The following is a 12,693-nucleotide window of genomic DNA, read 5'->3' as shown; positions in this document are numbered from 1 at the left end:
TGGCCCGCACAGTTTACGGCGAACGCTATCCACCACTGGACGCATGCCTGAGGTTCTTCTCGTGCCTGATATGAAGCTTTTTGCTGGTAACGCCACCCCGGAACTAGCACAACGTATTGCCAACCGCCTGTACACTTCCCTCGGCGACGCCGCCGTAGGTCGCTTTAGCGACGGCGAAGTCAGCGTACAAATCAACGAAAATGTACGCGGTGGTGATATTTTCATCATCCAGTCCACCTGTGCTCCAACGAACGACAACCTGATGGAACTGGTTGTTATGGTCGACGCCCTGCGTCGCGCTTCCGCAGGCCGTATCACTGCTGTAATCCCTTACTTCGGTTATGCCCGCCAGGACCGTCGCGTCCGTTCCGCGCGTGTGCCAATTACCGCTAAAGTTGTCGCTGACTTCCTGTCCAGCGTCGGCGTTGACCGCGTACTGACCGTTGACCTGCACGCAGAGCAGATCCAGGGCTTCTTCGACGTCCCGGTTGATAACGTATTCGGCAGCCCAATTCTGCTGGAAGACATGCTGCAGCTGAACCTGGATAACCCAATCGTGGTTTCTCCGGATATTGGCGGCGTGGTACGTGCCCGTGCTATCGCGAAGCTGCTGAACGATACCGACATGGCGATCATCGACAAACGTCGTCCGCGCGCTAACGTTTCTCAGGTGATGCACATCATCGGTGACGTGGCTGGCCGCGACTGCGTGCTGGTCGACGACATGATCGATACCGGCGGTACGCTGTGTAAAGCGGCTGAAGCGCTGAAAGAGCGTGGTGCTAAGCGCGTATTCGCTTACGCGACCCACCCGATCTTCTCCGGCAATGCTGTAAACAACCTGCGCAACTCCGTTATTGACGAAGTTGTGGTATGCGATACCATCCCACTGAGCGACGAGATCAAGGCACTGCCAAACGTGCGTACCCTGACCCTGTCCGGGATGCTGGCCGAAGCGATTCGTCGTATCAGCAACGAAGAATCTATCTCAGCAATGTTCGAACACTAATCGAACACGGCCGAAAAACCCGCTGCGGCGGGTTTTTTTGTCTCTGAGTTTTATTTGTATGATTAATGCCTCCTTCACCTGCCATTCACATGACAGATGATGCGCATACGGATGATAGATAATTGTGAAAAACGTAACCTCCTCACATGTTCTGCCCTTTCGCGCCCTCATCGACGCCTGCTGGAAAGAGAAGTACACCTCCTCACGCTTTGTGCGTGACCTGATTGCCGGGATCACCGTAGGCATTATTGCCATCCCGCTGGCGATGGCGCTGGCGATTGGCAGCGGCGTTGCCCCGCAGTATGGCCTGTACACCTCGGCCGTTGCCGGGATAGTCATTGCCCTTACGGGCGGCTCGCGCTTCAGCGTCTCCGGCCCGACCGCCGCCTTTGTGGTGATCCTCTACCCCGTTTCGCAGCAGTTTGGTCTGGCAGGGCTGCTGGTCGCCACCCTGATGTCCGGGGTCTTTTTGATTCTGTTTGGCCTGGCCCGCTTTGGGCGGCTGATTGAGTACATCCCCCTTTCCGTGACGCTGGGGTTCACCTCGGGGATTGGTATCACCATCGGAACCATGCAGATCAAGGATTTTCTCGGCCTGCAGATGCCCCACGTACCGGAACACTACCTGCAAAAAGTGGGGGCCCTGTTTATGGCGCTGCCGACTGCGAACCTCGGCGACGCCGCCATCGGGATGGTGACGCTGGGTACGCTGATCGTCTGGCCTCGTCTGGGGATCCGTCTGCCGGGCCATCTTCCCGCGCTGCTGCTGGGCTGCGCGGTGATGGCCATCGTCAATATGTTCGGTGGTCACGTCGCGACTATCGGCTCGCAGTTCCACTATGTTCTGGCGGACGGTTCACAGGGTAGCGGCATTCCGCAACTGTTGCCGCAGCTGGTGCTGCCGTGGGATATGCCCGGCTCCAGCTTTACCCTAAGCTGGGATTCCCTGCGCGCTTTGCTTCCCGCCGCGTTCTCGATGGCGATGCTGGGGGCGATTGAATCCCTGCTCTGTGCCGTGGTGCTCGACGGCATGACCGGCACCAAGCACAAAGCCAACAGCGAGCTGGTCGGCCAGGGATTAGGCAACCTTGTCGCGCCGTTCTTCGGCGGTATTACCGCAACGGCAGCCATCGCCCGTTCAGCTGCAAATGTGCGCGCGGGGGCAACCTCACCCGTTTCGGCGGTTATCCACTCCGTGCTGGTGATCCTCGCCCTGCTGATCCTCGCCCCGCTGCTCTCCTGGCTACCGCTTTCCGCCATGGCCGCCCTGCTGCTGATGGTGGCCTGGAACATGAGTGAGGCGCATAAGGTGGTGAACCTGCTGCGTCGCGCGCCGAAAGACGACATCATCGTGATGCTGATCTGCATGTCGCTGACCGTGCTGTTCGATATGGTTATCGCCATCAGCGTCGGGATCGTGCTGGCTTCTCTGCTGTTTATGCGCCGCATTGCGCAGATGACGCGCCTTTCCCCGGTTAACGTGGAGGTGCCTGACGATGTGCTGGTGCTACGCGTGATTGGCCCGCTGTTTTTCGCTGCGGCTGAAGGATTGTTCAGCGATCTGGAATCCCGCATCGCGGGTAAACGGGTTGTGGTGCTGAAGTGGGATGCCGTACCGGTGCTGGATGCAGGCGGCCTGGATGCCTTCCAGCGCTTTGTTGCACGTCTGCCGGAAGGCTGTGAACTGCGGGTGAGTAACCTGGAGTTTCAGCCACTGCGCACCATGGCGCGGGCGGGCGTGCAGCCGATCCCTGGCCGCCTTGCCTTTTATCCTAACCGTGAAGCCGCATTAGCGGATCTGTGAGCCACCTGATGCAGAGAAACGTCTTTGCATCATCACCCCGATCGCCTGCTGGAGCCATGCAAGCACGGCAGGCGTCATCCAGGTTCCCTTCATCAGATGCGGCTCCTGCTGCATGGCCGTGCGAAACTTTTGCTGAGTCTCCGGGCTGGTGCCCGCGTAAGACTGGAACAATGTCAGCCAGTTTTCAGCCAGCTTTTGCGCCTCCTCCGAGGCGGGGTCGATATTTTCCCGCTGCGCCTGATGCAGTTTTGCCACCAGCGGCGGCCACTCCATCATGCGGTCAAAGTAGTGTGCCCGGGTAAAGGCCATCTCTTCGGCAGTGAGATACTTGTCCCATATGCTGAGCTTTGATTCCGCAAACGCGCGCGTGATGTAATCCGTCATCTCAGGCGTGATACCGGTCTGCACCTGCATCTGCGGTTCAACGCTATGCATTTCGTTCAGCCGGGTGAGAAATTCCGGCTTGCCCGCCGTATCCTGCTCCAGGCGTTCCATCCAGCGCGTCGCCAGGTCCATGGCCCGCGGGTCCGTAACGGGTATGTACTGTTTCAACAGCGTGTTTGCCTCTGCAACCAGCCCTGACCAGATAGCCGCCAGCGCATCCTTCTGCACCGCAAACGGGAGCTGCTGTAACTCTTCTTTGCTAAACCAGCGATCGTACATGTTCATTAACTCCAGAGTCTGTAGCCAGGATTCCAGATCCGGCGTCGCATCGTCGAGAAGCCCGGTCCGCAGCTCCACCAGCCGGTCGCGCAGCGTATGTATGCTGCGCAGCTGTTTATCCAGCAGCGTGATTTGCGCATCGAGTAACTCGGTTAACGACAGCGACTCCTGTTCCAGGAAATCCCTGATTTCAGCAAGTTCCAGCCCCGCTTTTGCCAGCGCCTGAATCATGTGCAGACGCTGGACATCCGCCAGGTTGTAAAGCCGATAACCTGCCGCGCTTCTGGCAGAAGGCAGTAACAACCCTGTTTGCTCATAGTGGTGCAATGTCCGCACGGTGATCCCGGCACGTTTCGCCAGCTCACCCACCTGAATCAACATAACTGCTCCTCTTTCTTTGCCAGTGGCATCACTCTGGAGCCTTACGTTACGTGAGGGTCAACCCTTGATGCAAAAAAAAACGACTCCCTCAGGAGCCGTTTCGGTGTTCTTTATCGTAGCACTAGCTGTGCTTATGCTGGTCGCGACGACAGCGTTTATCGTAGTGGCGCACCCACCAGTATTTGTCACACACTTCCTCATGGCCACTCACGCGTGCTCCCGCCAGCCACAACACTGCACCAATGAAGATGCTCAATATCGCGCCATGCGCAAAGTATTGCGGAAGATCAAGCTGCGGCAGCTGGTTTAAAATTGAATAACCCACGCCGGCTACCATCACGAACAGCCCCAACCCCATCAGCACGTTACCGAGTAACGAAGCGTTTTTGCGTTTCATGTGTCACCTCCGGAACTTTGGGTTGTCAGGGGGAAAGCCCCTAATCCTTGTGTGTAAAGTATAGACAACGCCCCTTTTATGAGTTGCGTGAATGATCACAATTACAGATAACTCCCAAACAAAAGTTTACAAATAACACTTTGAACAGCTTGAAATTCTAATTGTTCAAATCAGAAATTATTCGTATTTCGCTTCGACGATCGCAGAATTTTGTCAAGCGGCGCGCCAGACAGTAAACTACGCTCCAGATCTGGAACCCATTAGGAATTGAATCGTGACGATTAAACTGATTGTCGGCCTCGCCAACCCGGGCGCAGAATATGCGGCTACCCGCCACAATGCCGGGGCATGGTACGTTGATCTGCTGGCCGAGCGGTTACGTGCTCCCCTGCGTGAAGAACCTAAATTCTTCGGATATACCTCACGTATCAACCTTGCTGGCGCGGATGTTCGTTTACTGGTGCCTACCACCTTTATGAACCTGAGCGGTAAAGCCGTGGCGGCAATGGCAACGTTTTATCGCATCAACCCGGATGAAATTCTGGTGGCTCACGATGAGCTGGATCTCCCGCCTGGCGTAGCAAAATTCAAACTGGGCGGCGGGCACGGCGGCCACAACGGTCTTAAAGACATCATCAGCAAGCTGGGCAATAACCCGAATTTCCACCGTTTGCGCGTCGGAATCGGCCATCCGGGTGATAAAAACAAAGTTGTCGGTTTCGTACTTGGTAAACCCCCGGTTTCTGAGCAGAAACTGATTGACGAAGCGGTAGACGAAGCGGCGCGCTGCACCGAAATCTGGCTGAAAGACGGGCTAACCAAAGCGACAAACCGCTTACACGCTTTCAAAGCGCAATAATCTGCCCGATCCGGCTTTTTTACCGCGCGTCATGCGGGTTACGTGTATAATAGGCGTAGTTATTCACTTTTCATCAATCGGTTATCGTTAACGGATTGATTATCAAGATATTAAGGTGATTTAGAAATGGGATTCAAATGCGGTATCGTCGGTCTGCCAAACGTGGGCAAATCCACCCTGTTTAACGCGCTTACCAAAGCGGGTATCGAAGCGGCGAACTTCCCGTTCTGTACCATCGAACCTAACACCGGCGTTGTGCCAATGCCGGACCCGCGTCTGGACCAGCTCGCGGAAATCGTGAAGCCTCAGCGCATTCTGCCAACCACCATGGAATTCGTGGACATCGCGGGCCTGGTAAAAGGGGCATCCAAAGGCGAAGGTCTGGGTAACCAGTTCCTGACCAACATTCGTGAAACCGAAGCGATCGGCCACGTTGTGCGCTGCTTCGAGAACGACAACATCATCCACGTTAACAACAAAGTGGATCCGGCTGACGACATCGACGTCATCAACACCGAGCTGGCGCTCTCTGACCTCGACACCTGCGAACGCGCGATTCACCGCGTGCAGAAGAAAGCCAAAGGCGGCGACAAGGATGCGAAAGCGGAACTGGCTGCGCTGGAAAAATGCCTGCCACAGCTGGAAAACGCCGGCATGCTGCGCGCGCTGAAAAACCTGACTGTAGAAGACAAGGCTGCGATCAAATACCTGAGCTTCCTGACCCTGAAGCCAACCATGTACATCGCCAACGTTAACGAAGACGGTTTCGAGAACAACCCGTATCTGGACAAAGTGCGTGAAATCGCTGCGGCGGAAGGTTCTGTGGTTGTGGCCGTATGTGCTGCCGTTGAATCCGACATCGCCGAGCTGGACGACGCCGACCGTGAAGAGTTCATGGCCGAGCTGGGTCTGGAAGAGCCGGGCCTGAACCGTGTGATCCGCGCTGGCTATGAGCTGCTGAACCTGCAGACCTACTTCACCGCTGGCGTGAAGGAAGTGCGTGCGTGGACGATTCCTGTGGGTGCGACTGCGCCTCAGGCGGCCGGTAAGATCCACACCGACTTCGAGAAAGGCTTTATTCGTGCGCAGACTATCGCGTTTGAAGACTTCATCACCTACAAGGGTGAGCAAGGCGCGAAAGAAGCAGGCAAGATGCGTGCAGAAGGGAAAGATTACATCGTTAAAGATGGCGATGTGATGAACTTCCTGTTTAACGTTTGATTAGTTTTGAGCGAAAAAAATCCACGCTTTGCGTGGATTTTTTTATTGCGGAGTCAAAACACATTGTCTAAGAGATCTGTCTTCATGCTGGGTTCAAAGGGAATGATCTCAACAGTCGCAAGCTTTAACTTCTGAAAAGGATCCTCGCGTAGGCGCTCTTCAAGAGAGGCAAGGCTCTCACCTTTCGCGAGAATGACCCCACCGTTTCTTGGGATCCGTCTACCGGACGCCAGGAAAATCCCCTCTGCATACCCCTTTTTAAGCCATTCAACATGAGCAGGTATCGCTGCGTCAATCTCTTCGAGTGGTTTTATATAGGTCAAAATGACAATGTGAACCGTGCTCATCTTTTGCCTCTCAGTAAGGCTTTTCTCAAAATAATAATTATGACGTTCGTTGGATCTACAGAAACAGATCCTCTTATGCCATAACGTATAAAAAACTGGCAAGATCTTTCTTTTTAAGCTTTTTAATTCATGCAATAACTAAAAATAAAGTTATCTTCTGTCAGTTTATTTTTCTTCTTGTATTCCTTTTCCCACTCGAAGTATCCGTCAGGTTCATCTGGAGAAACTCCCTTTGTCCAATATTGATCACCATAAGCAATTAGCATTGCCCAATGATATTCACTTTCATGACTGCGCAAAGCTACAGACATGTAATCATTTTCATTCATATGAACAAGTGGAGAGGCTAACACTATACGCTCAGCCTCACCCTCTGTTTTATTCGCATATTTAACAATAATCGCTTTAATTAACTCAACCCAACTATAGTAATTAAAAACAACACTTTCATTAGAATCATTAAATCGGATACCATCGATAACTTTCATTACCCTTTACGCCAACTTTTACTTTACAAGTATCAAATATGACTGCTGCTTAATTTGATAATTCGCTGGTGATAAAGATTGCACATTGCCGGGAGAGATGCTGTGACTATACGGAGTGAACTCCCTCTGTCGTAGTTTGATTGCTTCAACTCGCCATCATCCTGCAGCGTAAAGACGCACACTTGCAGAGGGGACAATACGTTATTTTATGAATACCTGCCGAACTTACAAACTAAAATAATAATGAAGATTCAAATGGAAAGCATGAAGTATATATCCATTTGTTAACTCTTCAACTTAATTTTCGTCAATCCCAACGTTCGTCCAGATAAGGCGTGACACCTTCAATTGTAAGAAATTTTGATTGGCAATGGAAATTTAATTTTTCATCTTTTATAAATATTTCACTATAATTCCCCGTCGAAATAATTTCTGGAGAGCAAACAAAACCCACCTTCATTCCTTTAACATCAAATTTAACTACACCCCCAAATGTCAACACAATACAAAGGGTATTGAATTTACTCTCTTTCCATTTTTTTGGGTAGTTAGTAGGAATTTTTCTTGTAAAAAATCGACATGAAACATCAGAAAACCTTTCAAAGGTAAAACCATCGAACTCGACTAATTCCATGCTTAATTCCCCACCAAACATGAAATTAATTTTTTCTTTCCCTATTGCGTTGTCAAACCACATTTATAAACCCTCAAAATTATAATGACCATGAGTACCCGGAACACTACCTGTATTCAAGTTTTGTGGCGGCCTAACATTGAAATGGGGTTCAGCACCATGACCAGAGGTTGCTTTATCATGTCCCAAACTATGTTCCTGGATAAAAACAGGCTTGTTATTTGAATCTCTAAATTCGTATTGTCGAGTTTTTATCGGCAAACCTTTTGAGTTAAGTATTTTGTTGCCTTCCCCATCTAATAGGTCTGGTCTGGAAATAGTTCTAGGGTGCTGATTCATAGGAATTCCCGCATCACGTTTAGCCTGCCTGAATGCATCTCTTCGACTAACTCCTTCATAACTAGTTTTTTTATTAGGTCCTCCACTACTACATTTCGTTAATCCCCACGGATCGATCCACCCCAGCGCATTCGGCGCATACTGGTAAAGGTTTATCCCCCCCGCCAGCCCTATCGGGTCCTGCTGCGTAAACCTTCCGCAGTCCGGGTCGTAATACCGGAACAGATTGTAGTGCAGCCCTGTCTCACGGTCCAGGTATTGCCCCTGCATCCGCAGGTTCTGAGAATATCCTGATACCTGCGTCTCGCTTTCCCGCAGCAGCTTGCCCCAGGCGCTGTTTACCCCTTCCCAGCGCACCTGCCCTTCGATATCCGTCATCCGCTCCGGCGTGCCGTTGGGCTGGCAGTGGAACCAGAAAATCTCCGGAGCATCAACGCCGTCAATACGCGCCAGCGGGTCGTAACTGTCCTGATCGCTGTAAACGTAGGTCAGCGGCACATCCCCGTGCACTTCCTGCAGCAGCCGGAACCCTTCCCAGACAAACCGGGTGGTGACCGGCTTGCCGGTTGGCTGTCCGCCCAGCATCTGGCGTCGCGTTTTGCTGATGCGTCGCCCGAGCGGATCGTAGCGGAAGCTGACCTGCGTCTGAGGTTTATTGCGATCCCGCGGCTGGCTGATGACTTCCGTCAGGCGATGTTCGCCATCGTAGCGGTAGTGCCAGCGGGTCTGGCCGTTATCTTTCTCCACGGTGCGGCCGTGGATGTCATAGCGCCAGCGAATGCCGTTCAGCTGCATCAGGCGGTTGTGCGTGACCTTCTCAGCAGATCCTTCCAGCGGATTACCGGCAGCATCCCAGCGCCACTGCTCCTGGCCGGGCAGCGTGCCGTCCTGAACCAGCAGGCGCCCGGCGCTGTCGTACTGCCAGCGGTACCAGCTGAACGGGTTATCGTCCCGCTCTTCGCGCACCAGGTTATTGCGGTAGTCGTAATCCCAGCGGCGGGACCAGCGGCGCGGCGACGGGCGCTGAGCATTGCCGGTAAAGACGTCCCGCCGATGCAGGCGTCCGAGGCGGTCGTACTCGCTGCGGGTGGTCAGCAGCCCCTGGGTGCGGCTGGTCTCGCGGTGGAGTTCGTCGCGGGTAAAATCAGAGACCGACAGCTTGTCGAGAGCAATGCTGAGCAGATGCCCGCTGCCGTAGTAAAACTGCTTCAGCTCGCGGCCATCGGGCAGCGTGACGGAGGTGCGATTGCCCAGCGCGTCATACTCCCACGCCAGCTCACCGTGCTCGCCCGCTTCGCGGGTGACGCGACCGAGTGCGTCATACTCAAAGGCAAGTTCCTGCTCTGCCTCGGTGGTCCACACGTCGGCTGAAAGCGCAGGATGCAGCCCAATCCGGCTTAAAAGCCCGGACGGGGTATAGTGGTAGCGGGTCTGGCCTTCCGGCGTGGTGCGGGCGACCAGCTGGCCGCTCGCGCTCCAGGCGAAGGCGTGGGTGATGGCCTCCGGATGGCCGGCGGCAAAGGTGCGCGCAATCGTGCGCCCGCAGGCGTCGTAGCGATACTGCGAGGCCACGCCATCGAGCCCCACCTCTTCCAGCAGCAGCGAATCTGGCCCCCAGCGGAACTGATACGCTTCGCCGTTCTCATTTTCCAGGGCAATCAGACGCCCGCGGCTGTCCCAGCGACGGCGCACCTCTTCACCCTGCGTATTACGGGTGGCGGTTAAGCGCCCCGCCTCATCGTATCTGAACTCGCTCTCTTTCCCGTCGGCGCCCGCATGCTTCACCGGCAGACCTCGTTCGTTCCATTTGAGCGATTCCGTCCAGCCTTCCGGGTGCTCAAGCTGCACCGGACGCCCTGCGGCGTCGTAGCGGTAGCGCGTCTCTTCACCGTCGGCGCCAGTCTCAGCCACCAGCCAGCCCAGCGGATGATAGCGATAGCGGGTAATTCGCCCGGAACAGTCCGTCGCACGAACGATCTGCCCGGCCTCGTTGTACTCCTGGTAGCGGCTATTTCCGGCGGCATCGACCTCTTCCACGACCAGGCCGAACGCGTCCCGGCGCAGCTGCGTAGTCTGCCCCATCGGATCCACCACGCGCTTCAGCCCGTGGTGTTCGTCGTACCAGAACCGGGTGGCGCTGCCGTCGGCTTCGATAATAGCCGCGGGAAGCGCGCGGTGCTCCAGCCAGGTGGTGGTGCGGGTATTGCCGTCGGCATCGGTCTCCTGCACCCGGTTGCCCATCTCGTCGTAGACGAAGGTGACGGCGTTGCCGAGCGGATCGATGCGACGCGTGAGAAGCTCGTTATCATCCCACTCGTAGCGCCAGTTTTCACCGCGCTCGTCAACGTAGCGGACAATCAGATTCTGCGCGTTCCAGTAGTGGCGGCGCGTCTGACCATCGTAGTGCTCGACGGTCGTCAGCCCGGCGGCCAAATCGTAGCTAAAGCGGCAGCCGTCGCCGGTGCTGGTGCGGTTTTCCACCACGCGCCAGTGGTCGAATTTTTGCCAGCGGTATTCGCTCTCCAGACCGCCCGGCATCCTGTGCCAGACCATCAGCCCGTGCTCGTTATAACGGTATTCACGCGTCACCACGCCGGAGGCATCCGTGGCGCTCGCCAGCTGTCCGCGCGCGTCGTAGCCCCACTGCATCAGCGGCCATGTCTGGCTGCCGTCGAAATGGCTGGCAGCGGTAACGCGCTGGGGGAATCGTTCATCTTCATAGCGCAGGGTGACGTCGATTGCCCGCGGCTCATCATGGATACCAACCAGCCTGCCCTGCTCGTCCCACTCCGTCAGCAGCGCGTTACCGTATTCGTCGCTGAGGGAGGCCAGACGCAGGATGGAGGGATTCGCCCGGGTCGGTTTATACAGACGCCACACCGCACCGTCATCGTCGGCAATCGCCACGTCGCCGTTCTCATTACGGCGGATAATGATGCCTTCGCTGATGCTGTAAAACGCGCGGTCGACAGGCGGCAGCTCGAAGCTCAGCTCGCGCCCGGTTTCGTCGAACCAGGTCGCATTGTTATCTTCCAGCGTCAGATAGCTGTCAAAAGTCGTTGCCCAGCCCAGACCAAACAGCCCTTCGCGGGTCGTCAGGCTGTTGTAGCTGCGCTGCCAGCGCAGCGGGAAGCGCCCCGGCAGCGTGAAGTCGAGCTCATCGTCGTCGTTCAGCACCTTCACGCCGGTGGCGGCGTGAACCGGGTGCGAGGAGCCAAACACGGCGTTGACGGCCATATCCGCCAGCATCCCGCCGCCGGCCGCCGCCAGCGCGCAGGGCATGTTTTTCAGGATCTTGCCCGGACGCCCGCGCAGCAGGGAGAGCGCAATCATCCCCAGCGCCAGACCCGGCGTTTTACCGCTTTTGATATCGCGGACCGTGAGCGTGTCCCCGCCGATGATTACGTTCGGGGAGACGTCGTCGGAAACGGTGCCTTCACAGGTGGTGCGATCTTTCGCACGTACCGCTGGCTGCCCGTTGATGAAGACGCTTTTAGAACCTTCCGCCAGATACTGCGGCCCGGAGTGCTTTTCACACGCCACCTTGTCTTCTTCCAGCGGCGAGGTTCCCGCGGCGGCAGAGGCCACGCTCGGCTGCCACATTTCGCTGCCAAACTGTCCGGCGGCGGAAAGCAGCATGCCCGCGTAATCGGCAAAGCTGCCCGGCGACTGCGGCTCAGGAGACGGTGTATCGGCAGGCGTCAACGTGCCTGCCGCGCGTGCGGCGGGGATTGCGTTGGTCAGAACGTTGTTCGAGCCGGTGGTAATTTTACCCGCAGGCGACGGCGGGAAGAGCGCATTGCCTAACCCTTCCGCGGCGTTGCTGATATCGTCGGTGATCCCCGCCACGTTCGCCAGCACGCCGCCAATAATCCCGCTTAACAGACAGCTGGATCCAACTGCCGCCACGCCTGCTGCGGCGGCTCCAGCACCGAGGAGTGGCGCGGCGGCCGTAGCCGCCAGCCCCACCGCCGCGCCGATCACCGCATAGGCAGCACCTTCCGCCACAATGCTTGTGATATCAGCAAAAATGCTGGAGTGAATAATCTCGTCGCCCTTACGGGCCGCGTTGTTATCGCTCATGCCTTACACATTCCGGTTGTCGTTTAGCGTCAGACTCTGCTTAAGCGCGCTCCAGCGCACCTCGTCCTCTTCGGTAAAGGCTCTGAGTGCCGAGAGGGTAAAAATCATCAATACCGGTTTGCCCGGCGTCTGCACGGCCAGCTGTTTTTGCCACAGGCGCTGCCCGTTACGGTCAAACGTGGTTTCAACTTCCAGCCCGTTAATTTTTCCGTCAGGCCCGGCTTTTACGTCCCGGAATTCGCTCTGGGCGATCTCACCCATCTGAGGGCGCAACACATCCCACTGGCGGTGGAACTCTTGTTCGTAGTCGCTGCCATCCGGGATAACACCGCGGCTGACCACCACGGACAGCCCGCTTTCGTCATCGCGAATAATGTTCATGCTGTTATCCTGCCAGGCAGCAGGAAAAAGGGAAAACGAACCTTCCTGGAGGGTGTATTTCATAAGTGAACTCGGGATGATTAATAT

Annotated in this window: 11 protein-coding genes; 4 read left to right on the top strand and 7 right to left on the bottom strand. The window is 55.7% G+C overall.

Annotation, left to right across the window (positions count from 1 at the left end):
• Window positions 1-61: 61 nt before the first annotated feature.
• Together prs and dauA are read left to right on the top strand one after the other, a co-directional pair.
• The gene (gene prs / locus P349_RS16340) at window positions 62-1,009 is read left to right on the top strand and encodes a ribose-phosphate diphosphokinase (RefSeq protein ID WP_003856663.1); all 948 of its coding nucleotides are present in this window, start codon (window positions 62-64) and stop codon (window positions 1,007-1,009) included.
• A 124-nt stretch (window positions 1,010-1,133) separates the two neighbouring features.
• A complete protein-coding gene (gene dauA, locus P349_RS16345) occupies window positions 1,134-2,813 on the top strand; it encodes a C4-dicarboxylic acid transporter DauA (protein WP_032647636.1) in 1,680 nt (559 codons plus the stop codon).
• On the opposite strand, the gene P349_RS16350 is transcribed toward dauA, so the two are convergent.
• Together P349_RS16350 and ychH are read right to left on the bottom strand one after the other, a co-directional pair.
• Window positions 2,799-3,857, bottom strand: coding sequence for a MerR family transcriptional regulator (locus P349_RS16350; protein WP_032647638.1), 1,059 nt, complete (start codon window positions 3,855-3,857; stop codon window positions 2,799-2,801). The genes dauA and P349_RS16350 overlap by 15 nt on opposite strands.
• Window positions 3,858-3,978: 121 nt before the next feature.
• A complete protein-coding gene (ychH, locus tag P349_RS16355) occupies window positions 3,979-4,254 on the bottom strand; it encodes a stress-induced protein YchH (protein WP_024907062.1) in 276 nt (91 codons plus the stop codon).
• A gap of 274 nt (window positions 4,255-4,528) precedes the next feature.
• On the opposite strand from ychH, the gene pth reads away from it, so the two are divergent.
• Both pth and ychF read left to right on the top strand, forming a co-directional pair.
• Entirely contained in the window at window positions 4,529-5,113 is a 585-nt protein-coding gene (gene pth / locus P349_RS16360) for an aminoacyl-tRNA hydrolase (RefSeq protein WP_023336005.1), read from the top strand.
• Between the two features lie 126 nt (window positions 5,114-5,239).
• Window positions 5,240-6,334 carry a redox-regulated ATPase YchF gene (gene ychF, locus P349_RS16365; RefSeq protein WP_032647641.1) on the top strand — a complete coding sequence of 365 codons (1,095 nt, stop codon included), beginning with the start codon at window positions 5,240-5,242 and terminating at the stop codon, window positions 6,332-6,334.
• Window positions 6,335-6,387: 53 nt separating this feature from the next.
• Here ychF and P349_RS16370 read toward each other — a convergent pair whose 3' ends face one another.
• From P349_RS16370 to P349_RS16390, 5 genes are all read right to left on the bottom strand, one after another.
• Window positions 6,388-6,681 carry a YciI family protein gene (locus P349_RS16370; RefSeq protein WP_032647642.1) on the bottom strand — a complete coding sequence of 98 codons (294 nt, stop codon included), beginning with the start codon at window positions 6,679-6,681 and terminating at the stop codon, window positions 6,388-6,390.
• 122 nt (window positions 6,682-6,803) lie between these two features.
• On the bottom strand, window positions 6,804-7,169 hold the full coding sequence (locus tag P349_RS16375; RefSeq protein ID WP_032647644.1) for a hypothetical protein: 366 nt from the start codon (window positions 7,167-7,169) through the stop codon (window positions 6,804-6,806).
• A 307-nt stretch (window positions 7,170-7,476) separates the two neighbouring features.
• On the bottom strand, window positions 7,477-7,866 hold the full coding sequence (locus tag P349_RS16380; RefSeq protein WP_032647646.1) for an Imm50 family immunity protein: 390 nt from the start codon (window positions 7,864-7,866) through the stop codon (window positions 7,477-7,479).
• Window positions 7,867-12,225 (bottom strand): HNH/endonuclease VII fold putative polymorphic toxin, encoded by a 4,359-nt coding sequence (locus P349_RS16385; RefSeq protein WP_081758193.1) that lies wholly within the window; start codon window positions 12,223-12,225, stop codon window positions 7,867-7,869.
• A 3-nt stretch (window positions 12,226-12,228) separates the two neighbouring features.
• Window positions 12,229-12,669, bottom strand: coding sequence for a DcrB-related protein (locus P349_RS16390; RefSeq protein ID WP_032647648.1), 441 nt, complete (start codon window positions 12,667-12,669; stop codon window positions 12,229-12,231).
• Window positions 12,670-12,693 lie beyond the last annotated feature (24 nt).

This window comes from Enterobacter sp. DC4 (assembly GCF_000568095.1).
Lineage (GTDB): Bacteria > Pseudomonadota > Gammaproteobacteria > Enterobacterales > Enterobacteriaceae > Enterobacter > Enterobacter pseudoroggenkampii.
This window is presented reverse-complemented; position numbering and strand designations above follow the sequence as displayed.

Bases quoted from the DNA above. Each gene is read 5' to 3' on its own strand.
- P349_RS16350 (WP_032647638.1), bottom strand. From the start codon at position 3,857: ATGTTGATTCAGGTGGGTGAGCTGGCGAAACGTGCCGGGATCACCGTG.
- ychH (WP_024907062.1), bottom strand. From the start codon at position 4,254: ATGAAACGCAAAAACGCTTCGTTACTCGGTAACGTGCTGATGGGGTTG.
- ychF (WP_032647641.1), top strand. From the start codon at position 5,240: ATGGGATTCAAATGCGGTATCGTCGGTCTGCCAAACGTGGGCAAATCC.
- P349_RS16370 (WP_032647642.1), bottom strand. From the start codon at position 6,681: ATGAGCACGGTTCACATTGTCATTTTGACCTATATAAAACCACTCGAA.
- P349_RS16375 (WP_032647644.1), bottom strand. From the start codon at position 7,169: ATGAAAGTTATCGATGGTATCCGATTTAATGATTCTAATGAAAGTGTT.
- P349_RS16380 (WP_032647646.1), bottom strand. From the start codon at position 7,866: ATGTGGTTTGACAACGCAATAGGGAAAGAAAAAATTAATTTCATGTTT.
- P349_RS16385 (WP_081758193.1), bottom strand. From the start codon at position 12,225: ATGAGCGATAACAACGCGGCCCGTAAGGGCGACGAGATTATTCACTCC.
- P349_RS16390 (WP_032647648.1), bottom strand. From the start codon at position 12,669: ATGAAATACACCCTCCAGGAAGGTTCGTTTTCCCTTTTTCCTGCTGCC.